Genomic DNA, 22,975 nt, shown 5'->3' with positions numbered 1-22,975 from the left:
CGTGGAGACGACGATGCAGGTGCCCGGAATGGAAGCGCTCGAGGCCTCGATCGCGCGGGCTGTGGGTGAGCTCGCGCGACTGAGGGCGGAGAACGCCGAGCTCAGGGAGCGCCTGCGCGCTCTGGGAAAGGAGTTCGAGGACCTCGCCGGCCACATGAAGAGCGTCTGGTCCGGTGAGAAGATAGACGCGAGGCAGCGGAAGCGGATCGAGCAGAAGATGAGATCGATCGGCGAGAAGCTGGCCTAGGGGCCCGGCGGCGCTCCGTCGCGTCGCGGTGTCCCCGGTGAGCGCCCCCCGATGGGGCGACGAAGCCTGAGATCACCTGATGAGCAGCGTGAAGGTCGAGATCTTCGGGTCGGAGTACCGAATCCGCGGGGACGCGGACCCTGAGAGCATTCAGGAGATCGCCCACTACGTGGACAGCAAGATGCGGGAGGTGGACGGCGAAACGGCCCTTGGCTCTTCCCTCAAGGTGGCCATTCTCGCGGCCCTCAACATCGCCGGCGAGCTTTTCCGGGAGCGAGACGACCGGAACAGGCTGCTGGCCGAGGTCGAGGAGCGGGCCGAGGAACTCTCGCAGGAGATCGAGTCCCAGATGGGCGAGTGACCCCCGCGGCCCTTCTCAGGCCTTTCGCTGACCTTCAGAGCGCGCCGCCGCATTCGGAGGCGCCACGCCGATGCCGTCGACCGAGCTTCGTTCCAGCCCAGCCCGATGCCCTGCCCCGTGTCCCGCGTTCGGATGAACGAGGTGAACGCGTTGCGCGATGCCCACGCTGAGCCGGGGGGCCTCTTCACGGTTCCCGAAGCCCCGCACGCGCCTCTCGCGAAGAGGATGCGGCCGCGGGCGCTCGGTGAGTATCGCGGACAGGACCACGTGCTGGGACCGGGCAAGCTGCTTCGGAGGGCCATCGAGGCCGACAGGCTGTTCTCGATGATCCTGTACGGCCCTCCTGGGAGCGGCAAGACCTCCCTCGGCCACGTGATCGCGGAGGCCACCGGGTCGGCGCTCGTGAGGCTCAACGCGGTCGAGGCCGGCGTGGCCGATCTGCGGGCCGCCGTCACCGGCGCGCGGCAGCGCTCGCCCCGGCGGACGATCGTGTTCATCGACGAGGTGCACCGGTTCAACAAGGCCCAGCAGGACGTGCTGCTCGCGCCCCTCGAGGACGACGCGTTCGTCATGATCGGCGCGACGGTGGAGAACCCGTTCTTCTACCTGAACCAGGCGCTCCTGTCGCGCGTTCAGGTGTTCGAGTTCCGGCCGCTCTCGAGGGACGACGTGCGGGCGATCCTGGTGTCCGCCCTCGCCGACCGGGAGCGGGGCCTCGGCGAGTACCGCGTCGAGGCGGCGGACGACGCGCTGGACCACCTGGCCGACAACGCGCTCGGGGACGCGAGGAGGGCCCTCTCGGCGCTCGAACTCGCGGCGCTCTCGACGCCGCCGGACAAAGGCGGCGCCATCCGCGTGAGCCTGGCCGTGGCCGAGGGGTGTCTCGCGCGCCGCGTGATCAGGCACGACCGCGACGGCGACGCGCACTACGACGTGGCGTCGGCGTTCATCAAGAGCGTGCGCGGCTCGCAGCCCGATGCGGCGCTCTTCTGGCTGGCCAGGATGCTCGAGGGCGGCGAGGACCCGCGCTTCATCGCGAGGCGGCTCGTGATCCTGGCCTCCGAGGACGTGGGGCTTGCCGACCCGGGGGCCCTGGGACTTGCGGTCGGGGCGGCCAGGGCCGTCGAGATGCTCGGGCTTCCCGAGGCGCGGTACGCGCTCGCCGAGGCGACGATCTACCTCGCGGCGGCGCCCAAGAGCAGGGCGTGCGCCGACGCGATCGCCGCGGCCGAGGAGGCCGTCCGGACGGAGGACTCGGGGGAGGTTCCGGCGCACCTGCGCGCCGCGGGCTACGCGGGAGCCGCGCGGCTGGGGCGGGGGGCCGCGTACGAGATGCCGCGCTCGGAGGCCGAGGGCAGAAGGCAGGACTACGTCGAGAAGCGCCGGAGCTTCTACACGCCCGGCGATGCGGGGTACGAGAGGGAGGTCCGGGAGCGGTTGTCCCGATGGGACGCCGCTTCGCCGGTCGAGGATCCGGAGGGCACGTGATGCCGGGGGCCGGCCGATCGGCGCAGGACCACAATGCGATAGATGGGAGGGAGACGACCGCATGAGCCAGTGGGGAGCCATGGTCGTTGCGTTCCTGATCGGCGTTGCCGTGTTCGTGGCCGGCTGGTTCGCCAGACGGCTCGTGGACCGCAGCAAGATCGTGAGCGCCGAGGAACTGGCCGAGAAGATCGTCCGCGAGGCGCAGCGCGAGGCCGAGACGCAGAAGAAGGCGGCGATCCTCGAGGCGAAGGACGAGTGGTACAAGGCGAAGTCCAGGTTCGAGGAAGACACGCAGGCGACACGAGCGGAGCTCGAGAAGCTCCAGAGGCAGTTGGAGAAGCGGGAGGATGACCTCAACAGGAGGGTGGAGTTCCTCGACAAGAAGGAACAGGAGCTCGCCCGGTCGGAGACCGAGCAGGCCGCGAAGGAAGCGGAGATCGTCGAGCGTTCCGAGAAGGTCTCGAAGCTGATCGACGAGCAGAACGAGCGGCTCGAGCGGATCGCGGGCATGAACCGCGACGACGCGAAGAAGCTGCTCATCAAGAACATGGAGAGCGAGGCGCGCCTCGAGGCCGCGAGGATGGTCAAGGACATCCGGGACGACGCGCGGAGGCAGGGCGACAAGGAGGCGAAGCAGATCCTCACGCTGGCCATCCAGCGGTGCGCCGCCGACCACGTCGTGGAGTCCACCGTGTCGGTGGTGAACCTCCCCAGCGACGAGATGAAGGGCAGGATCATCGGCCGCGAGGGCAGGAACATCCGAGCGTTCGAGACCGCGACCGGCATCGACGTGATCGTGGACGACACCCCCGAGGCCGTGATCCTGTCGGGCTTCGATCCCGTGCGCCGCGAGGTGGCGAGGCTCTCGCTCGAGCGGCTCATCGGGGACGGGCGGATCCACCCGGGGCGGATCGAGGAGGTCGTCGAGAAGGTCACGAAGGAGCTCGACCAGAAGATCACCGAGACCGGCGAGGAGGCGTGCCTGGACGTCGGCATCCACGACCTTCGCCCGGAGCTCATCAAGCTCCTCGGGAAGCTCCGGTACCGGACGAGCTACGGTCAGAACGTGCTCCAGCACTCCAAGGAGGTCGCCTACCTGACCGGTCTCATGGCCGGCGAGCTCGGGCTCGACGTCGCGGTGGCCAAGCGCGCGGGGCTCCTCCACGACCTCGGCAAGGCCGTGGACCACACGATGGAGGGGACGCACGCCGCGCTCGGCGCGGAGCTGGCCTCCCGGTACGGGGAAGACGAGGTCGTCGTCAACTCGATCGAGTCCCATCACGAGGACGTCGAGCACACGAGCATGATCGCCGTGCTCGTCCAGGCGGCCGACGCCGTGTCCGGCGCGAGGCCGGGCGCGCGGCGCGAGACGCTCGAGACCTACATCAAGCGCCTCGAGAAGCTCGAGCAGATCGCGGGGACCTTCCAGGGCGTCGAGCGCTCCTACGCGATCCAGGCGGGCCGCGAGATCCGCATCATGGTCCAGCACAAGAAGATCGACGACGCCCGCGCCGAGGCCCTCGCCTCGGCCGTGGCGAGGAAGATCGAGGCGGAGCTCAAGTACCCGGGCCAGATCAAGGTCGTCGTGATCCGCGAGTCGAGAGCCGTGGACTACGCCAAGTAGCCGGGCGGGAAGGCGCATGAGGATCCTCTTCATCGGGGACGTCGTCGGGCGGCCCGGGCGGCGCGCCGTCGAGCTGCTCCTGCCCGGCCTCGTGAGGGAGTGGGGGCCGTCGCTCGTCGTGGCGAACGGCGAGAACGCGGCGGGAGGCATCGGGCTCACGAAGCCCGTGGCGAACGACCTCTTCGCGCTCGGCATCGACGTCCTCACGAGCGGCAACCACATCTGGGACAAGAAGGGTGCCGCGGAGCTGGTCGCGGGCTGCGAGCGGATCCTCCGGCCGGCCAACTACCCCCCGGGCACCCCCGGTCGGGGAGCCGGCGTCTTCGAGACCGCGAAGGGCGTTCCCGTGGGCGTCGTGAACCTGCAGGGCAGGGTGTTCCTGCCGGAGACCGACTGCCCGTTCCGCGTGGGCGCCGCGCTCGTGGCGGAGCTGCGGACGCGCGCCCGCGTCGTGCTGGTGGACCTCCACGCGGAGGCGACGTCGGAGAAGGTCGCGATGGCGTGGCACCTGGCCGGGGCGGCGACGGCCGTCCTGGGAACGCACACGCACGTGCAGACGGCGGACGAGCGCATCGTGGACGGGTTCACCGCGGCCATCTCGGACGCGGGGATGACGGGGCCGTACGACTCGGTGATCGGCATGCGAAGGGACCTCTCCCTTGCGAGGTTCCTCACGCAGATCCCGCAGCGCTTTGAGCCGGCCGGCGGTCGCCTCGTGCTCTGCGGCGTCGTCGTCGACGCCGACGAGACCAGCGGCGCCGCGACGGGGATCCACAGGGTCATGTCCGTGATCGACGGGTGAGCGGGGGGCCATCGTGGAGACGAGGGTTCTCAAGGGCAGGCCGATCGCGGCGGGGATCGTGGAGGAGGTCGGACGGCGCGCGGCCGCGCTCGCGGGCCGCGGCGTGCAGCCTTGTCTCGCCGTCGTGTGCGTCGGCGACGACCCGGCCTCGGCGATCTACTCGGCGAGCATCGAGCGGGCCGGGGGCGGCGCGGGCATCGACGTGCGCGTCGTGCGGCTCCCCGCGGGCGCCGGGACCGACGGCGCCGCCCGGGCGCTCGCGGCGCTCGCAGGCGACCCGCTCGTCCACGGCATCATCGTGCAGCAGCCGCTTCCGCGCGGCGTGGACCCCTCCGTCGTGGACGCCGTCCCGGCCGCCAAAGACGTCGACTGCGCGGCGGCGGGGAGCCTCGGCCTCCTTGCGAGGGGCGCCGAGGTCTTCGCGCCCTGCACGGCGCTTGCCGTGGTCGAGGCGCTGGCGGCCGCCGCGGTGCCCATCGAGGGCGCGCACGTGGTCGTCGTCGGCCGGAGCGCCGTCGTGGGGCGCCCGCTCGCGCTGCTGCTGCTCCGGAAGGGCGACCGCGGCAACGCGACGGTGACGGTCTGTCACACCGGCACGCGCGACCTCGCGACGCACACGCTCAGGGCGGACGTCCTCGTGGCAGCGATGGGCCGGCCCGAGGCGATCCGCGGGGACATGGTCCGCGAGGGCGCCGTCGTCGTGGACGTCGGCGTGAACCGCGTCGAGGACGCGACCGCCGAGAAGGGCTTCCGCGTCGTGGGCGACGTCGCGTTCCAGGAGGTGCTCGGGCGCGCGGCGGTGGCGACGCCGGTCCCCGGCGGCGTCGGGGCGCTCACGACGGCGATCCTCCTCAGGAACACCGTGCGGGCGGCGGAGGCGAGGGCGCGGGAGCGATGACACCTTCGCGGGGCGACGAGTCGCGGCCGGCGGAACGCACGTACACCGTCAGCGAGGTGACGGCGGCGGTCAAGCACATCCTCGAGGAGTCGCTTCCCTCGGTCTGGGTCGAGGGCGAGATCTCGAACTTCAACCGCCACAGCTCCGGCCACATGTACTTCACGCTCAAGGACGAGAAGAGCCAGCTCCCGGCGGTGATGTTCCGGCAGGCGAACGCGAAGCTCGCCTTCGCGCCGCAGAGCGGCATGAAGGTGCTTGCGTTCGGGCGCGTCGGCGTCTACGAGCCGTCCGGCAGATACCAGCTCTACGTCGAGCGGATGCGCCCCGCGGGCATCGGGGAGCTCGCTGCCGCGTTCGAGGCGCTCAAGCGGAAGCTCGAGGCCGAGGGGCTCTTCGACAAGGCCGGCAAGGTCCCCGCGCCGCGCTTCCCGAGGACGGTCGCGGTGGTCACCTCGCCGACGGGCGCGGCCGTGCGCGACGTCATCCGCGTCGCGCGCGCGCGGATGCCCTCCGTGCGCATCGTCGTCGTGCCCGTGCCCGTCCAGGGCGCCGAGGCGGCGCCGGCGATCGTCGCGGCGCTCGGCATGGTGGACGAGTGGGGCGGCGCCGATGTCTGCATCGTCGGGCGTGGCGGAGGCTCCCTCGAAGACCTGTGGGCGTTCAACGACGAACGCGTCGCGCGCGCGATCCACGCGATGCGCACGCCGGTCATCTCGGCCGTGGGTCACGAGGTGGACTTCACGATCGCGGACTTCGTGGCGGACGTCCGCGCGGCGACGCCGTCGAACGCCGCGGAGATCGCGGTCCCGGACCGTCGCGCCCTCCTGCGCTCGATCCTGGTCTCCGCCGGGCGGGTCGAGCGCGCGGTGCGCTCCCGGCTCCGCCGACACGCGGAGCGCGCCGCGGCCCTTCGCGGGGCCTACGGGCTCCGGATCCCGCTCGATCAGATCGAGCGCCTGTCCCAGCGCGTGGACGAGCTGGGCGGGCGGGCCGCGGCGGCCGCGAGGACCGCGCTCGCGCTCCGGCGGGCGCGCGTCGAGCGCTACGCCGCGGAGCTCGCCCTCGCCGACCCCGCGAAGGTCCTGGCGAGGGGGTTCGCGTCCGTCGCGCTCCTGCCGGTCCTGTCGGCGGTGACCTCGGCCGCGGACGTTGCGCCGGGGTCGCAGGTCAGGGTGACGGTCGCGGACGGCGCGTTCGACTGCACGGTGAACTCCGTTCGCGGCGGGAAGGAGAGGGCTGCGTGAGCAAGAAGCCGACGTTCGAGGACGACATGGCGAAGCTCGAGGAGATCGTCGCGCGGCTCGAGCGGAACGAGCTCGGCCTCGACGAGTCGCTCAGGGCGTTCGAGGACGGCATGAAGCTCGCCGAGTCTCTGTCGAAGGCGCTGGCCAAGGCCGAGGAGCGCGTGCAGCGGCTCGTCAGGGGCGTGCAGGGCGAGCTCGGGCTCGAGGACTTCGAGGGCGAGCCGCCCGAGGGGGACTGACCGCGTGTCGTTCCTCACTGAGTACCTGGATGCCAGGCGCGCGCTCGTCGAGGAGGCCCTCGACCGCTGTCTGCCGTCCGCGGGAGGGGCCGGGGCGTCCTCGGAGGACCGTCTCCACGAGGCCATGCGATACAGCGTGTTCTCGGGCGGCAAGCGCCTGCGGCCGATCCTCGCGCTGTCGGCGTTCGAGCTCGTGGGCGGCGCCGACGACGGCGTCCTCGTCCCAGCCTGCGCGCTCGAGCTCATCCACACGTACTCGCTCATTCATGACGACCTGCCGGCGATGGACGACGACGACGAGCGACGCGGGAGGCCGACGAGCCACCGCGTCTTCGGGGAAGCGCTCGCCATCCTCGCGGGCGACGCGCTGCTCACCCTCGCGTTCGAGGTCGTGGCGGGTGACGAGCGCCTTGCGCCCGAGAGGAAAGTCGCGGTGATCCGCGAGCTGGCCGAGGCGAACGGGAGCCGCGGGATGGTCGGCGGGCAGGCGGCCGACATTGCGATGGAGGGCGCGCCCCCGGACCTCGCCTCCATCACGCTGATCCACACCCGCAAGACGGCGCTGCCCCTCGCGGCGTCGGTGCGCGTCGGCGCGCTCGCGGCGGGCGCGGGCGCCGACGACGTCGCGGCGCTCACGGCCTACGGGCGGGCCGCCGGCCTCGCGTTCCAGATCAGGGACGATCTGCTCGACGTGACGGGCAGCGCCGACGAGATGGGGAAGGCCGTCCGGAAGGACGTGGCCCGCGGGAAGCTCACGTATCCCGGCGTCGTGGGCGCCGAGGCGGCCGAGCGGGAGGCCCGGAGACTCGCCGACCAGGCCGTGGCGGCGCTGGACCGGTTCGGAGCGACCGCGAGGCCTCTCACGGAGATCGCCCGGTACATCGTCGAGCGCAGGCGCTGAGGGCGCGGGACGGGCGGCGTTCGGCCTGCGCGAAAGGCGGAAGCGGCGTGGCACGGATCCTCGACGGCATCAACTCGCCTCAGGACCTCCGGGCGCTGAGCCCGAGGGACCTCGTTCCGCTCGGCGAGGAGGTCCGTCAGGAGATCATCCGCGTGGTCTCGCGCAACGGCGGGCACCTCGCGCCCAGCCTCGGGGTCGTCGAGCTCACGCTGGCCCTGCACTACGTCTTCGACTCGCCCCGCGACAGCATTCTCTGGGACGTCGGACATCAGAGCTACGCGCACAAGCTCATCACGGGACGGCGCGACTCGTTCGAGACGCTTCGGCAGGAGGGGGGCATCGCGGGCTTCCCCAGGCGCGAGGAGAGCCCGCACGACGCGTTCAACACCGGCCATTCCTCGACGTCCATCTCGGCGGCCCTCGGCATCGTCTGCGGGCGCGACTTCCTCGCCCGCGAGGGCCGCGTGATCGCCGTGATCGGCGACGGGGCGCTCACCGCCGGCCTTGCCCTCGAGGGACTCAACCAGGCCGGCCATCTGAAGAAGAACCTCATCGTCGTCGTGAACGACAACAGGATGTCCATCTCCAAGAACGTGGGGGCGCTCTCGCAGTACCTCACGCGGCTGCGGTCCGCGCCGACCTACCACAGGCTCGAGGCCGAGGTCTGGGACATCCTCGGCAGGGTCCCGGGCGTGGGCTCGCGGGCCCGCGAGCTCGCGAGCCGGACCCTCGAGGGGATTCGCGGACTCCTCGTGCCGGGCGTCCTCTTCGAGGAGCTGGGATTCAAGTACTTCGGTCCGCTCGACGGGCACAACGTCGAGACCCTCGTCGAGTCGTTCGAGCGCCTCAGGCTCATGGCGGGCCCGCTCCTCGTCCACGTCATCACGGTCAAGGGGAAGGGCTACCAGCCCGCGGAGGACGACGCTCCCAGGTTTCACGGGGTCGGGTCGTTCGACAAGGCGACCGGAACGACGACGTCCATGCCGACGGCCATCTCCTACACCGAGGCGTTCGGACGCACGCTCGTGTCGCTCGCAGAGAAGGACGACAGGATCGTGGCCATCACGGCGGCGATGCCGGACGGGACGGGGCTCTCGCACTTCGCGAAGCGCTTCCCCGACCGCTTCTTCGACGTGGGCATCGCCGAGCAGCACGCCGTGACCTTCGCGGCGGGCCTCGCCGCGGCGGGCATGAAGCCCGTCGTGGCCGTCTACTCGACGTTCCTCCAGCGCGCCTACGACCAGATCGTCCACGACGTCTGCCTGCAGAGGCTGCCGGTGCGATTCCTCATCGACCGCGGCGGGCTCGTGGGGGACGACGGCCCGACGCATCACGGGGCGTTCGACCTCTCGTTCCTGCGCGCCGTGCCGAACCTCGTCGTCATGGCGCCGAAGGACGAGAACGAGCTCGCGGCGATGGTCCGGACGGCCGTCGAGCACGACGAGGGGCCGATCGCGGTGCGGTACCCTCGCGGCGCGGGCCTCGGCGTCCGCATGGACTTCGAGCCGGTCGCCGTGCCCCTGGGCAAGGCCGAGCGGCTGCGCGAGGGCGGCGACGTCTCGCTCATCGCCGTGGGGCCCATGGTGGGCGTCGCGTCCAGGGCGGCGGAGGACCTCGCGGCCGAGGGCGTGGGCGCATCGGTCGTGAACGCGCGGTTCGTCAAGCCGCTGGACGGCGATGTGATCGAGGAGGAGGCGCGGACGACCGGGCGGATCGTCACGATCGAGGAGAACGTGACGAGCGGAGGGTTCGGCGCGGCGGTCCTCGAGCTCCTGCAGTCGTCGGGGCTCCACGGTGTCCCGGTTCGCCTCATGGGGCTTCCGGACGAGTTCGTGACGCACGCGACGCGCGAGCGGTTGCTCGAGCGGTGCGGCCTCACGGCGCACGGCGTGGCGGCGGCGGCCCGCGGTCTCATCGCGGGCGGAGGCCGGGGAGGCGCGGAGCGATGAAGACGGTGGGGATCATCGGCAACCCCCGCAAGGGGGGTCTGGGCGCCGCCATGGACGCGGTCCTCGACTGGTGCGGCGCGCAGGGCCTCACGGCGCTCGTGCAGGAGGACCTCGTCGCGGCGCTTCGCGGCCGGGCCGCGGAGGGCGCGCCCGTGGACCGGGTGGCGGCCGAGTCCGACCTCGTGTTCGCGCTGGGGGGCGACGGGACGCTGCTCGCGGCGGTGCGGGCGATCGCGCGCACGGGCCGTGAGGTCCCGGTCTTCGGCGTGAACCTCGGCAGCCTCGGGTTCCTGACGCAGGTCGGCGCGGACGAGCTGCCGGCCGTGCTGGCGGACGCGCGGGCCGGGGCGCTCGTCGCCCGCCCCCGCATGATGCTCGCGGGCGCGGTGGAACGCACGGGCGGGTCGGCCGTGGCGCTCAACGACTTCGTCGTCCGCAACGGCGCCGCGTCCCGCATGCTCTCGTTCGAGGCCCGCGTGGACGGGGACCTCATCACGCGCTTCGCGGCGGACGGCATCATCCTCTCCACGCCCACGGGCTCGACGGCGTACGCGCTCTCGGCGGGCGGGCCCGTCGTGATGCCCGGAGTCGAGGCCATCGTCGTCACCCCGATCTGCCCGCACTCGCTCAGCATCCGCGCCTGCGTCCTGCCGCCGACCGCCTCCGTCGAGGTGCGCATGCTGTCGTCCGACGGCGAGGCGGTCGTGAGCGTGGACGGCGACCGCCTGTGCGGCATGGAGACGGGCGACGCGATCGTCGTGCGGAGGGCGGAGCGGAGCGCGCGTCTCATCGAGATCGGGCGACACTCCTACTACGAGATCCTCGGGCGGAAGCTGCGCTGGTCGGGGAGGGTGGTGGAGCGGTGAGCGGCGCGAAGAGCCCCGTGTATCTGCTGCGGGTCGGGGAGGCAGGCGGCGACGACATCGCCGCCCGGCTCGACCTCCTGCTCGAGTCGAGCGGGATGGCCGGCGTCGTCCGGGCGAACGACACCGTCGCCGTCAAGCTGCACTTCGGTGAGAGCAACGAGACCGGCCACGTCAGGCCGCGCTTCGTGCGGCGGATCGTCGCGTGGTTGCTCAAGCAGGGCGCGAGGCCCTTCCTCACCGACTGCAACACGCTCTATCGGGGGACCAGGAGCGACTCGGTGACGCACCTCCGGACGGCGGCCGAGCACGGGTTCACGTACGCCGCGGTCGGGGCGCCGGTCGTCGTCGCGGACGGCCTCCACGGCACCTCGGAGATCCGCCTGCCGGCCCGCGGCCGGCACGTCACCGAGGCGCCGTTCGGCGCCGACCTCGTGAAGGCGGACGCCATCCTGTCCGTTGCGCACTTCAAGGGACACGAGGTCTCCGGGTTCGGCGGGGCCATCAAGAACCTGGGGATGGGCGGGGCGTCGCGCGCCGGCAAGCTGGACCAGCACTCCACGACCAGACCGTTCGTGCGGCCAAGCTGCGTCGCTTGCGGGACGTGCGTCGCGTGGTGTCCGGCCGACGCCATCACGGTGGGGGAGAAGGCGACGATCGACCCCGAGAAGTGCATCGGCTGCGCCGAGTGCATCGTCGTCTGTCCCCAACGGGCGGTGAGCATCCACTGGAACGAATCCGCTGACGTGTTCCAGAGGAAGATGGTAGAATACCTCGCGGCGATCGCCGCCACGAAGCCGGGGCGGATCGGGTACGTCAACTTCATCACCGACGTGCACCCGCTCTGCGACTGCTACGGCGCGGCGAAGGCGCCCATCGTTCCGGACATCGGCGTGATCGCGTCGCTGGATCCGGTCGCCGCCGACCAGGCGTGCTACGACCTGGTGAACGAGGCGCCCGTGGCCAGGGGGAGCGACATCTCCCAGAACTACCGCCGTGGGGGGGACAAGTTCCGCGACCTCCACGCCGAGGTGGACCCGACCGAGCAGCTACGCCATGCCGAGGAGCTGGGGCTCGGCACGCGGAACTACCAGCTCATCGAGATCGCAGACAGCGCCCGTAGCTCAGTTGGATAGAGCACTGGACTCCGGTTCCAGGTGTCGGGGGTTCAAGTCCCTCCGGGCGCGCCAGGCGAGGGGGCCGGCGGCGAGGCCGCCGGCCCCGATCGGAAGTGCGAGCGTGCGGAACGCGGGAGGTGCTCACCATGGCAGGCCGTCTCACGCTTGTCGCGCTGCTTCTCCTTCTGTCCGCCAACGCCTCGGGTGACACCCTGTACAACCTTGCGCTGGACGACGGCGCTGCGCTGGAGACGGCGCTCGCCGCGCGGGCGGTCGTCCGGTTCGTCGGCACGACCCACGCGCTCGTGGCGGGCGACGCGCTGCTCGGTGAGAACCTCCGTCGCGGCAGGCTCACGTGCGAAGAGGTGGCCGGGATCGACGGACGGGCGCCGCTCTACATCTGCTACCCGGCGGGCGGGCCCGAGGTCCTGCGGCCGTACGGCACGGCGCTGTGGAGCGAGCCGCGCGGGGCCGTGCTCGTCGAGCCGTTCGGCGGGGCGGAGGACGGCCTGCGGGCCGCGTGCTTCATGATGTACCCGCTGCCCGAGGCCGTGAGGGCCGAGCGGTGGTTCGACGGCGAGCCGCCCGCGCACGTGCGGACCACGGCGGAGCGGGACGGCCGCGCGGTGCGCGGGCTCGTGGCCGACGTCATGAGCGGCATCTCGGCCGACTCGCTCATGGCGCACGTGGAGCGCCTCAGTCAGTACCCGGGCGGCGCGCCGCGCAGCCGGTACGTGCGGCGCGCGGAGTGCCTCACGGAGGCCAGGCCGTACGTCGAGGGGCAGCTTGAAGCGGTCCTCCCGGGCGGCGCGCCCGTGGACACGCAGCGGTTCGGCATTCTGGGATACACGTGCGAGCAGGGTCCTTCAGGGCCCATCGTGACCTACCCGGCCGACAACGTCATCGGGGTCCTTGAGGGGACGGGCCGGCTCGGCGGCTGCTACATCGTCTGCGCCCACTACGACGCCATCTCGTTTTCGGGGTCCCTGAGGGACGGCTACTACTGGTGGTGCGACAACCCCGCGCCTGGCGCCGACGACAACGCCACGGGCGTGGCGGTGGCCATCGAGGTAGCGCGCGCTCTCTCGGGGGTGACGCTGCCGTTCGACGTCCGCTTCGCCCTGTTCTCGGGGGAGGAGCTGGGGCTTCTCGGCAGCGGCCAGTACGCCGACGCCGTCGCTGCTGCGGGAGACACCATCTACGGCGTGCTCAACGTGGACATGGTGGCGTACAAGCGCTCCGCCGACCACCCCGACACGTGCCACATCGTCACCAACCCGGGGTCGAAGTGGCTCGCGGACTGGATCCTCGGCACCGTCGAGGAGCACCCTGGCGCGTTCGCCGGTTCGAGCGTCCTGCGCATCGACGAGGCGCTCGCCTACAGCGACCACGCGAGCTTCTGGAGGACCGGGTACGACGCCGTCGTCGCGATCGAGCACGCTCACCCGACGACGAGGAACCCCTCCTACCACTCCGTGCGCGACACCGTCGGGAACGTGTTCCCGTCGCAGCTCGCGGTCGTCGCGAAGGCGATCGCCGGGAGTCTCGCGCGGTTCGCCGATCCCGACGGGCAGATCAACCTCGCGGTCTTCCAGGAGGACGTGGCGGTCAACCGAACTGCGCTCGTGGCCGGGAACGCGGTGCCCGTGACCGTGGACGTGCACGCGTTCGGGCCGAGCGAGCCCGTGAGCGCGACGGTGCGGGTCTGGGACGGGGCGCCGGGGAGCGGCGCGCTCCTCTTCGAGACTGCGGTGTCGCGGGTCGTGGGGGGCGGGGAGGTGATCCGGAACACGTTCGTGTGGCAGCTGGACGAGAGCGACATCGGGGAGCACGTGCTGACCGTGGAAGTCGTCGCCCCGGGAACGGACGAGCTCACGCTGACGGACAACGAGGCGGCCGTGACGCTGTACGTGCGGGCCGCGACGCTCAGGCTTGCCAGCCACTACGCGTACCCGAATCCGTCGGGCGCGGCGGACGAGATCACCTTCCGGTACGAGCTCACGCGCGAGGCGTGGACGGTCGCCCTCACGCTGTTCGACCTGACGGGCCAGACGCTCGGGAGTTACACCAAGCGGCGCGACGTCTCGGCGTCGGACCAGGACAACGAGGGTGTGCTCCCCGGTTGGAACGCGGTGCCGTGGGAGCGGCTGAACAGGGGGGGACCGCCCCTGGCGAGCGGCGTGTACGTGTACCGGCTCCAGGCGTACGGCCAGGGGCAGGTCGATCCGTCCGACGTCGCGACGGGGAAGTTCGCCGTGCTGCGATAGCGGCGCGGCCTGAAGGGGGCCTCATGCCGCGCGTGCCGCCGGCGTCGACACAGGTCCGCGTCCTGAGGACGATCCTCGGCCTGGCGTACCTCGCATGCGCGGGCATGATCGTGTACGCGCTCGTTCGCTTCGTAGATCTCATACTCCCTCGGTACGGCAACCGCTTCAGCTACATGTTCCTGCTTCTCGGCGCCATGGCCTGCTGGATGGCGTTCCGCGGCCTGCGGCATCTCCTGGGGAGGGACGATGGGCGCGGCCGCAGGGCGTGAGGCTCCCGCGCGAGGCGCCGTCGCGTTCGACGTGGACGGCGTGCTGCTTCAGGGGCTCTTCCTGTCGTGTGCCGCGCGGCGCAGGGGCGTCGGTGTGTGGTTCAGGAGCCTGTGGCTCGGGCTTCTGCACAAGGCCGGCTTCCTGTCGGTGCGCGAGGTGGTCGAGCGCGCGTACGCGCTGCAGCGCGGGGCGCGCGTGAGCGACCTCCTCGCCCTTGCCGAGTCCGTGCGCCTGGTGCAAGGGGCGCGTGAGGTCTGCGCCGCGCTCAGGCGCATGGGCTACTCGGTGGTGTTCGTGAGCGTGGGTGTCCCTCAGGAGGTCGTGGAGCGCCTGGCCGTGCGCCTCGGCGCGGACGGCGGCGCCGGCGCGCTGCTCGAGACCGAGAACGGCGCGCTCACGGGGCGCCTCCTGGGCGTCCGCCACTCTGAGACGGGCAAGCGCGAGTCTCTCGAGCGCATGCTGGGCCAGGCCGGCATCGGATGGGCGGCCACGACGGTGGTCGTGGACGACCGCAGCAACTCCGAGATCGTGCGGGCGGCCTGGCGCAGCATCGGCGTGAACCCCGAACAGCCCATCCTCCGCGACGCGAGCTTCGTGCTGCACACGCACGACCTCCGCGAGATCCTCCAGTTCTTCCCCGAGGGAGCGGCCGAGGGCGTGACGCCCCAGGCGCTCGCCGTGAGGCACGAAGCCGTCAGGAAGGCGATCCACGCCGCGGCGGCGGTCGTCCCGACCATGGCCGTCTGGTCGAAGGGGTTCACCCTCTGGCTCGTGGGCGCGGTGACCGGCCTGTTCGCGCTCTCGGAGTGGCTGCGGCTCCGCGGGATCGCGGTGCCGGTGGTCTCGCGGGTCACGTGGGCGACGATGCGGCCGGCCGAGCCGCGGGCGATCGTGCAGGGCCCGATCCTGTACGGGCTCGGGATCTTCCTCACCCTCGCCGTGTTCCCGCGCGCAGGAGCCACGGTGGGCATCCTGATCCTCGCCGTCGGGGACAGCGTGGCGAGCCTGGCGGGGCGCGCATTCGGCAGCACGGCGCTCCCTCACAATCCCGGGAAGACCCTCATCGGGTCGCTTTCGCTCTTCGCAGTCGGCGTGATTATTGCTACATTCTTCGTCTCGGTTCCCTGGGCCCTGGTCATCGGGGCGACGGCCGCCGTCGTCGAGTCGCTCTCGGTCGGAGCGAGCGACAACCTGCTCCTTCCGTTGGTCACCGCGGGGGTGGTCACCGTCGCCAGGGCCGCCCACTGATCCCGCCGTCCGGGCATGACTCCGGCGCGGTTCGCAAGGAGGAGAGCTTGCTGACGTCGAAGCTGGTCGAGAAGAAGGCGAAGCTGGGTGTGATCGGACTGGGGTACGTGGGGCTCCCGCTGTGCGTCGAGTTCGCCCGCGCCGGCTACCGCGTCACCGGCATCGACAAGGACGCGCGAAAGGTCGAGAAGCTCAACGCCGGGGAGTCGTACATCCAGGACGTGCCGACCGAGTCGCTGCGCGAGATCATGAAGGCCGGGCTGTTCACGGCGACGACCGACTTCGGCGTCCTGCGCGAGCTGGACACCGTCGACATCTGCGTGCCGACGCCGCTCAGGAAGACCAAGGACCCCGACATCTCCTACGTGGCCGCGGCTGTGGAGGAGATCGAGAAGTACGTGCACCCCGGCATGCTGATCATCCTCGACAGTACGACGTATCCTGGGACGACGGACGAGCTCATCCTGACGCGCCTTGAGCGCACCGGACTTCATGTCGGCAGAGACTTCTACCTCGCGTTCTCGCCGGAGCGGGTCGACCCCGGCAACCCCGACTGGAACACGAAGAACATCCCGAAGGTCGTCGGAGGCGTGACGCCGGCGTGCACGGAGCACGCGGCGCTCCTCTACCGCCTCACGCTCGGGCCGGTCGTCCCGGTGTCCTCGACGCGCGTGGCGGAGATGGTCAAGCTCCTTGAGAACACCTTCCGGAGCGTGAACATCGGGCTCGTGAACGAGCTGGCGCTCATGTGCGACCGCATGGGCATCGACGTGTGGGAGGTCATCGACGCGGCGGCGACCAAGCCGTTCGGGTTCATGCGCTTCTACCCGGGCCCCGGGCTCGGCGGTCACTGCATCCCCATCGACCCGTTCTACCTCTCGTGGAAGGCGAAGGAGTCGGGGTTCGAGGCGCGCTTCATCGAGCTGGCCGGGCAGATCAACGGCAGCATGCCCTACTACGTCGCCTCGAAGGTGGCGGACTGCCTGAACGACATCGGCAAGCCCGTGCGGGGAGCGAACGTGCTCGTGCTCGGCGTGGCGTACAAGCAGGACATCGACGACATCCGCGAGTCGCCGGCGCTGGACGTGATGAAGCTGCTCATGGAGAAGGGCGGGCGCGTGTCGTACAGCGACCCTCACGTGCCGTCGCTCACCCTCAACGGGTCCGAGATGCGCAGCGTGCCCGCAACGCCGTCCGAGCTCTCGCGCCACGACTGCCTCGTGATCACGACCGCGCACAGCGCCTTCGACTACGGCGCGATCGTTGCGACCGGCGTCCCCGTCGTGGACGCGCGGAACGCTCTCAAGGACCATGCGGCGCCCCACGTGAGGAAGATCTAGGCGACGTCGTCGATCGAGGAGCTGTGCCATGGCCTGCATGCTCGTCACGGGAGGCGCCGGGTTCATCGGCTCCCACCTCGCGGAACGCCTGGCGGCGCTCGGGCACGACGTCCGTGTGCTGGACAACCTCTCGACCGGGAAGCGCGAGAACCTCGCGGGTCTCGGCGGGCGCGTGGCGCTCATCGAGGCGGACATCAGAGACCTCGGCGCGGTGCGCGAGGCGGTCCGCGGCGTGGACGTCGTCTTTCACCAGGCGGCGCTCGCCTCGGTCCCGAGGTCCGTGGACGATCCGGCGACAAGCGACGAGGTCAACGTGCGCGGCACGCTCAACGTCCTCATCGCGTCCCGCGACGCCGGCGTCGGCCGCCTCGTGTACGCGAGCTCGTCGTCCATCTACGGGAACTCGCCGGAGCTGCCGAAGCGTGAGGGCATGACGCCGGCGCCCGAGTCGCCCTACGCCGCGGGGAAGCTCGCCGGCGAGCACTACTGCCGGGTCTTCTCCCTGCTCTACGGGCTGCCGTGCGTCGCGCTGCGGTACTTCAATGTCTTCGGACCCAGGCAGGACCCCTCGTCGCAGTACGCCGCCGTCGTGCCGCTCTTCGCCAGCGCCCTGCTGGCTTCCGAGCAGCCCGTGATCTACGGCGACGGCGAGCAGTCGCGCGACTTCACCTACGTGGCGAACGTCGTGGACGCGAACCTGGCCGCCGCAGGAAGCAGGGACGCCGTGGGGCAGGCGCTCAACATCGCGTGCGGGAGCACGACGACGGTGAGCGACCTCTGCGAGCGGCTGCGTCTTCTCTGTGGGGCCGACGTCCGGCCGCGCTTCGCTCGGCCGAGGCCGGGCGACGTGAAGCACTCGTGGGCGGACGTGACGAGAGCGCGCTCGGTGCTCGGCTTCGCGCCCGCCGTGGACCTGGATGAGGGACTCGCCCGGACCGTCGAGTGGTTCCGGGCCGCCGGCGCCGGCCGCCGCGGCGCCTGACGAACCCCCACGGAGCGGCACCTCGTGAAGAGCGTCTGGATCATCGACGCGACCGATGCGGCGGCGGAGGAGCTCGTGAAGGCCCTTCCGCCGCTCATCTACGACGCGCGCGTGTGGACCGACCCAGGGGAGATGCTGGAGGCGCTGGCCGGCGGCGCGCCCTCGCTGCTCGTCGTCGAGCACGGGCTCGAGCGCATGCCGTGTCTCGAGGTCCTCAGGCGCGCGAAGGCGATCGAGCGCAGGCTGCCCGTGGTCGTCGTGGCGGAGCGGACGAGCAGCCAGGGCGCGATCGAGTCGATGCGGGAAGGCGCGTACGACTACCTTCCCCGGGAGACGCTTCCGGCCGGTCTCGAGGACGCGGCGAGGCGCGCGCTGTCGGGCGAGGGCGGGATCATCCGCACGATCGGCTCCCCCGGGCCGGCGGACGTCGCAGACCTCGGTGCCATCGTCGGGCGGACGCCCGAGATGGTCGAGATCCACAAGCTCATCGGACAGATCGCGGCGACCGACGCCTCGGTGCTCATCCACGGCGAGGCGGGCACGGGCAAGGAGCTCGTGGCCCGCGCCATTCACTACAACAGCGGCCGGCGGGAGCGGCCGTTCGTCGCCGTGAACTGCTCGGCCGTCGCGCCCGAGTCGCTCGAGGCGGAGCTCTTCGGGGACGGGGGAGCGGGACAGGCCGGCGCGTCGGGTCGGTTCGAGCTTGCCCACACGGGGACGGTCTTCCTCGACGACATCGACGAGGCCGGTCTCGAGGCGCAGGGGAGGATCCTGAGCGTTCTCGAGCACGGGTGGTTCGAGCGGCCGCGCGCGCGGGCGCGGATCAAGACCGACGTGAGGGTCATCGGAGCGACGGGTCGGAGTCTCGTGGGCCGGATGAAGGAAGGCCGGTTCCGTGTCGACCTCTTCTACCGGCTCAAGATCGTGTCCGTGTTCATTCCGCCTCTCCGCGAGCGGCTCGACGACATCCCCGTTCTGGCGGCGCACTTCGTCGAGCGCGCGCGCGTGTCCATGCAGCGGGACATCGAGGGGATCTCGCCGGGCGCTCTGGCGCTCCTCCGTCAGCACTCGTGGCCCGGGAACATCCGCGAGCTCGAGCAGGCCGTGCAGCGCGCGGTCGCGCTGTGCCGCACGGGCGTGCTGGGGCCTGAGGACTTCGCGTCGCTGACCGAGGACGCGGAGCGATGGCCTGCGCCGGAGGCGGCGGGGGCGACCGGTCTACGGGCCGCCGTCGGCGCCGAGTACCGCAGGCTCCGCGGCGAGGAGCGCGAGGAGATCGACGAAGCGGTGGTCGGCGAGGTGGAGCGCTCGCTCGCGGCGCTGGCCATGGAGGAGAGCGGCGGAAGCCAGGTGGGCGCCGCCGCGATCCTCGGCATCAGCAGGAACACGCTCAGGAAGCGGCTGAGCGACGGGGAAGGGGCGCCGCAAGCGCGCCCCGGCAGGAGGCGGCGGGCGCGATGAGACCCCCGGGACCGCAGGTGGGACTTGCCTGCGTTGCGGTGCTCCTCGTTCTCACGGGATGTTCGCACTACGGGTTCTCCCCGGCGGTCCGGGCGGGCGGCCCGAGGACCGTGGCGGTGCCGGTGCTCGCCAACGAGACGATCGAGTACGGGGCAGAGGAGGGGGTGACGAGCGCCATCATCGCGGCGCTGACCGAGAACAACGCGATGAGGGTCGTGCCCGAGTCGGAGGCCGAAGCCATCGTGCGGGGCAGCGTGACCCTGTACGAGAGGCCCGTGCTCTCGTACGACGCCGCCGGCAACCCCCGGGAGTACCGAGTCCGCGTGGCGGCGTCCCTGTCGTACGACGACCGCAGAAGCGGGACCACCATCTGGAGCGGCACCGTCGAGGGGTGGGGTGTGTACGCCCTGTCCGGAGAGGGCGGCGGGCTCACGACCGAGGAACAGGCAAGGGCGGCGGCGTTCGAGATGCTGTCCGAGGAGCTGCTCTCCAAGACGGTCCAGGGCTGGTAGCGTCGAGCGGGTGGCCGAAGAGATGACCTTCGCGGAGTTCCAGAGGACGATCGCAGGGGGAACGGTCCCGCCCGTCGTGCTTCTCCACGGCCCCGAGTCCTATCTGGCGGGGTTGGGCGTCGCGCTCCTCAAGAAGCGCCTCATCGCTCCCGGCAGCGAGGCGTTCGACTTCGTGAGCCTCACGGGCAGGGACGCGACGGCGGAGGCCATCGCCTCGCAGGCGGCGACGATGCCGATGCTCTCGGAGCGACGTCTCACGGTCGTCTACGAGTTCGACGCCCTGACCCCGACGCAGCGGACCGGGCTCCTGAAGTACCTCGAGCATCCCGTTGCGAGCTCGTGTGTTGCCCTGGTCAGTTCCGAGCTCCTCTCGCGTGGCACGCGCTTCGAGAGGGAGGTGCTCTCGCGCTCGGCGGTGGTCGAGTGCGGTCGCGTCGCCGGCAAGACGCTCGAGGCGCTGGTCGCGCGGATGGCGAAGGAGCGGGGGCGCGCGATCGACGTCGCGGCCGCGCTCGCGCTTGTCGAGGCGACGGAGGCGTCGCTGAGCAGGATCGCCAATGAGCTCGACAAGCTCGCGTGCTTCGTTCCCGACGGACGGCCGATCGGGCGGGAGGACGTCGACGAGGCCGTGGGTGTCCGGCTCTCCGACATGAGGGATCTGGCGTCGGCCGTCGCCCGGCGCGAGCTTGGCGAAGCGCTCGCGCTTGCGCACGGGCTCATGGACGGCGGCGTCGAGCCGGCGCACATCGTGTCCCAGCTGTGGAACAGCTGGGTGGCGCTGTGGACGGCCCGGGCCGGGGCGGGCCGCGGCTCCGGGCCCGGCGCCGCGCGAGCGGGGGCGCCGACCGAGGGACCGGGCGATGTCGCCGGACAGCGCACATCGCGCGATTACGCCAACGGCGTGGGCGCGTTCCGGCGGGCGGATGCGGACATCCGACGAGGCATCGCGGGCGCTCCCGTGGTGAGCTCGCTCGTGTACGAGCTGGTCCGGGGAGTGTAGGGTGCCGGGCGGAGGGGGAGGGCTCCCGGAGGGACCTGCGGCGGCGTGCGCGCCGCTCTTCGCGCCTCGACGGACGCAGCGGGAAGGCGGGTGAGAACAGGGCATGCGCGGGCGTCTTCGTCTTCGGTGGTGGGGGTGGGTGCTGGTCGGGCTCGTGGTCGCAGGCGGCGGCCTCGCGCTGAACTTCTGGAGCGCCCGTTCCGAGTTCTGCGGCAGCTGCCACACCGCCATGGGATCGCACTACGCGAGCTGGAGCGCCTCCAGCCACTCCTCGGTCAAGTGCCTGGACTGCCACAGCGATCCCGGGTGGGTCGGATACTACCACTCCAAGGCCGACGGCGTCCGAAACGCGCTGGAGTACTTCCTGGGGATTCACACACGGCGCCGCTCGGAACCTCCGGGGCGGGCCGCCTGCCAGAGGCCGGGATGCCACTCGGACGCCGACCTCACGGCCGTCGGCCTCGCAGGCGCGGAGACCCACGCGAGGCATCGGGGCTCGGTCGCGTGCGTGAGCTGCCACGGCGACGTGGGTCACAGGGATGTCGCCGAGCGCCGCGCGGTGGTCCCATGCTCCGAGTGCCATCCCTCGGCACAAACCCCTTGACGACCGGTTGATTCCGTGGTACACACGCGAGGAGGCTCCGCGCGCGGGCGCGAGGCCTGTGTTCTTGGTACGCGGCCGGGTGACCCTCCGGGCCCCCCGCTGACTGCATGGAGGAAGAACGATGCGCCCTCTGAGCGTGGTCGTTGTCTCGACGGTGCTGGTGCTGGCGGCGTCCGGCTCCGTCTCGGCGAACGGGTTTCTCGTCCCGTCCGTGGGGGCGAAGGCGAGCGGGCTGGCCGGGGCGTTCATAGGACTCGCGGATGACTACAGCGCGGCGTTCTGGAACCCGGCAGGCATCATGCAGATCAAGGGGACGGACGTCACGTTGCTCGCGCAGGATGCCGTGTCGCTGGGCTCACGGGAAGGCGTGATCGCGTTCGACGGGGCCGCAGGCTACAGCATCCCCGTGCGCGCGGAGGTCGCCGCCACCGCGGACGCGGGGCACCGGGTCCTCCCGGGCATCTTCCTGTACCCGAAGTTCTCCCTCGGCGCCCTCTTCGACAAGGTCGGGCTGGCGGCGTACACGTTCGCGGACTACGGCACACGCTGGGCGGGAGACGCCGTGTACGACGACATCGTCGCCGTGTACCCGACCCAGCCGAGCAGCCCCCTAGGCTACCGGCGAGTGATGGGAGAAGCGCCGAACACCGAGAGTCGCCTCACCTCGTATGCCATCTCGCCTCTCGTTGCCAAGGAGATCGTCCCCGGGCTTTCGTTCGGACTGGCCGGTCATGCCGTCTACACGAGCCTCGAGACCAAGCTCGGCACGTGGTATGAGGAGCGGTGGGTGGACACGTCGGGACCTCAGACCGTCAACAGGGGTGACCTCCATCCGATCCAGATGGAGGACAGCGCCACCGGGTGGGGGTACTGCGCGACGGCGGGCATCATGTTCAAGGCGACGGACGCGTTGAGCTTCGGCGCGGTCGTTCGCACGCCGATGACCGTCGCCATGGCGGGGGAGATCGAAGTGTCGTCGACGCATCCGGACCACGCGACCCCGAAGCAGGACCAGGAATACGACCTCGTGTTCCCCATGTGGGCAGGGCTCGGCATCGCGTACCGGGACGTCCTCGTGGACGGCCTGACCCTGACCGTCGACGGCGCGTGGACCCAGTGGTCCAAGTACAAGGGCATCGCGCGTGTGGTCGACGCCGAACTCCCGTCGGAGCTGCACCTCGACGGCGCCGACCCCGAGTGGAAGGACACGATCGAGGTCGGGGCGGGGCTCGACTATCGGTTGTCCCGCGCGCTCTCGATGCGCGCCGGCTACCGCAATGTGCCGAGCCCCGGCGATGCGGAGCACTACACCGCCGCGTTCCCTCAGATCGCGAAGAACGCCGTGGCCGCGGGCATGACCTACCGCAGCAGCGCGTGGCACGCCGACCTCTCGCTCGAGTACCAGATCGGGGAGAAGCTGATCGTGCCGGCGAACGTCAACTACGACAACAATGGCGAGCACGTCGGGGACCTCGTCGTGACGAGCCTGTCGCTCACGTACGCCTTCTAGCGGGGACACCAGACCGCGCCGCACTCGAGGCCGGCACCGTGTCCCGG

General features: G+C 71.2%; 21 protein-coding genes and 1 tRNA gene. All 22 read left to right on the top strand.

Annotated features, from left to right (window positions below; all coding sequences use genetic code 11):
- Positions 1–13: 13 nt before the first annotated feature.
- Positions 14–247, top strand: a complete 234-nt coding sequence (locus FJY74_02020; protein ID MBM3307087.1) for a hypothetical protein — start codon at positions 14–16, stop codon at positions 245–247.
- 79 nt (positions 248–326) lie between these two features.
- Positions 327–608, top strand: coding sequence for a cell division protein ZapA (locus FJY74_02015; protein ID MBM3307086.1), 282 nt, complete (start codon positions 327–329; stop codon positions 606–608).
- A 132-nt stretch (positions 609–740) separates the two neighbouring features.
- Positions 741–2,096 carry a replication-associated recombination protein A gene (locus FJY74_02010; GenBank protein MBM3307085.1) on the top strand — a complete coding sequence of 452 codons (1,356 nt, stop codon included), beginning with the start codon at positions 741–743 and terminating at the stop codon, positions 2,094–2,096.
- 61 nt (positions 2,097–2,157) lie between these two features.
- Positions 2,158–3,720 carry a ribonuclease Y gene (gene rny, locus FJY74_02005; GenBank protein ID MBM3307084.1) on the top strand — a complete coding sequence of 521 codons (1,563 nt, stop codon included), beginning with the start codon at positions 2,158–2,160 and terminating at the stop codon, positions 3,718–3,720.
- A 16-nt stretch (positions 3,721–3,736) separates the two neighbouring features.
- On the top strand, positions 3,737–4,522 hold the full coding sequence (locus FJY74_02000) for a YmdB family metallophosphoesterase (protein MBM3307083.1): 786 nt from the start codon (positions 3,737–3,739) through the stop codon (positions 4,520–4,522).
- Between the two features lie 13 nt (positions 4,523–4,535).
- Positions 4,536–5,420 (top strand): bifunctional 5,10-methylene-tetrahydrofolate dehydrogenase/5,10-methylene-tetrahydrofolate cyclohydrolase, encoded by an 885-nt coding sequence (locus FJY74_01995; protein MBM3307082.1) that lies wholly within the window; start codon positions 4,536–4,538, stop codon positions 5,418–5,420.
- Positions 5,417–6,664: an exodeoxyribonuclease VII large subunit gene (xseA, locus tag FJY74_01990; protein MBM3307081.1), complete on the top strand. Its 1,248-nt coding sequence runs from the start codon at positions 5,417–5,419 to the stop codon at positions 6,662–6,664. Before FJY74_01995 ends, xseA begins: the two co-directional genes overlap by 4 nt.
- Before the next feature lie 26 nt (positions 6,665–6,690).
- Positions 6,691–6,903, top strand: a complete 213-nt coding sequence (gene xseB / locus FJY74_01985) for an exodeoxyribonuclease VII small subunit (protein MBM3307080.1) — start codon at positions 6,691–6,693, stop codon at positions 6,901–6,903.
- Between the two features lie 4 nt (positions 6,904–6,907).
- Positions 6,908–7,804 carry a polyprenyl synthetase family protein gene (locus FJY74_01980; GenBank protein MBM3307079.1) on the top strand — a complete coding sequence of 299 codons (897 nt, stop codon included), beginning with the start codon at positions 6,908–6,910 and terminating at the stop codon, positions 7,802–7,804.
- Positions 7,805–7,851: 47 nt separating this feature from the next.
- Complete coding sequence (locus FJY74_01975) at positions 7,852–9,753, top strand: 1-deoxy-D-xylulose-5-phosphate synthase (GenBank protein MBM3307078.1); 1,902 nt, start codon at positions 7,852–7,854, stop codon at positions 9,751–9,753.
- The gene (locus FJY74_01970; protein ID MBM3307077.1) at positions 9,750–10,619 is read left to right on the top strand and encodes an NAD(+)/NADH kinase; all 870 of its coding nucleotides are present in this window, start codon (positions 9,750–9,752) and stop codon (positions 10,617–10,619) included. Before FJY74_01975 ends, FJY74_01970 begins: the two co-directional genes overlap by 4 nt.
- A 95-nt stretch (positions 10,620–10,714) precedes the next feature.
- The gene (locus tag FJY74_01965) at positions 10,715–11,752 is read left to right on the top strand and encodes a DUF362 domain-containing protein (protein ID MBM3307076.1); all 1,038 of its coding nucleotides are present in this window, start codon (positions 10,715–10,717) and stop codon (positions 11,750–11,752) included.
- A tRNA-Arg gene (locus tag FJY74_01960) sits at positions 11,730–11,806 on the top strand. The genes FJY74_01965 and FJY74_01960 overlap by 23 nt, the downstream gene beginning before the upstream one ends.
- Positions 11,807–11,880: 74 nt before the next feature.
- Entirely contained in the window at positions 11,881–14,001 is a 2,121-nt protein-coding gene (locus FJY74_01955) for a M28 family peptidase (GenBank protein MBM3307075.1), read from the top strand.
- Positions 14,002–14,024: 23 nt separating this feature from the next.
- Positions 14,025–14,270, top strand: a complete 246-nt coding sequence (locus tag FJY74_01950) for a hypothetical protein (GenBank protein MBM3307074.1) — start codon at positions 14,025–14,027, stop codon at positions 14,268–14,270.
- A gap of 480 nt (positions 14,271–14,750) precedes the next feature.
- Positions 14,751–16,859 (top strand): nucleotide sugar dehydrogenase, encoded by a 2,109-nt coding sequence (locus tag FJY74_01945; protein ID MBM3307073.1) that lies wholly within the window; start codon positions 14,751–14,753, stop codon positions 16,857–16,859.
- A 28-nt stretch (positions 16,860–16,887) separates the two neighbouring features.
- On the top strand, positions 16,888–17,841 hold the full coding sequence (locus tag FJY74_01940; GenBank protein MBM3307072.1) for an SDR family oxidoreductase: 954 nt from the start codon (positions 16,888–16,890) through the stop codon (positions 17,839–17,841).
- Between the two features lie 24 nt (positions 17,842–17,865).
- On the top strand, positions 17,866–19,302 hold the full coding sequence (locus tag FJY74_01935) for a sigma-54-dependent Fis family transcriptional regulator (protein ID MBM3307071.1): 1,437 nt from the start codon (positions 17,866–17,868) through the stop codon (positions 19,300–19,302).
- On the top strand, positions 19,299–19,814 hold the full coding sequence (locus FJY74_01930) for an LptE family protein (GenBank protein ID MBM3307070.1): 516 nt from the start codon (positions 19,299–19,301) through the stop codon (positions 19,812–19,814). Before FJY74_01935 ends, FJY74_01930 begins: the two co-directional genes overlap by 4 nt.
- Before the next feature lie 22 nt (positions 19,815–19,836).
- Entirely contained in the window at positions 19,837–20,814 is a 978-nt protein-coding gene (gene holA, locus FJY74_01925) for a DNA polymerase III subunit delta (protein ID MBM3307069.1), read from the top strand.
- A gap of 103 nt (positions 20,815–20,917) precedes the next feature.
- Positions 20,918–21,418, top strand: coding sequence for a NapC/NirT family cytochrome c (locus tag FJY74_01920; protein ID MBM3307068.1), 501 nt, complete (start codon positions 20,918–20,920; stop codon positions 21,416–21,418).
- Between the two features lie 121 nt (positions 21,419–21,539).
- The gene (locus tag FJY74_01915) at positions 21,540–22,928 is read left to right on the top strand and encodes an outer membrane protein transport protein (protein ID MBM3307067.1); all 1,389 of its coding nucleotides are present in this window, start codon (positions 21,540–21,542) and stop codon (positions 22,926–22,928) included.
- The last annotated feature ends 47 nt before the right edge of the window (positions 22,929–22,975 follow it).

The organism is Candidatus Effluviviaceae Genus I sp. (assembly GCA_016867725.1).
In the GTDB taxonomy this organism is placed as follows: domain Bacteria; phylum Joyebacterota; class Joyebacteria; order Joyebacterales; family Joyebacteraceae; genus VGIX01.
Note: the sequence above shows the minus strand (reverse complement) of the source record. Positions and strands in the feature narration are given on the sequence as shown.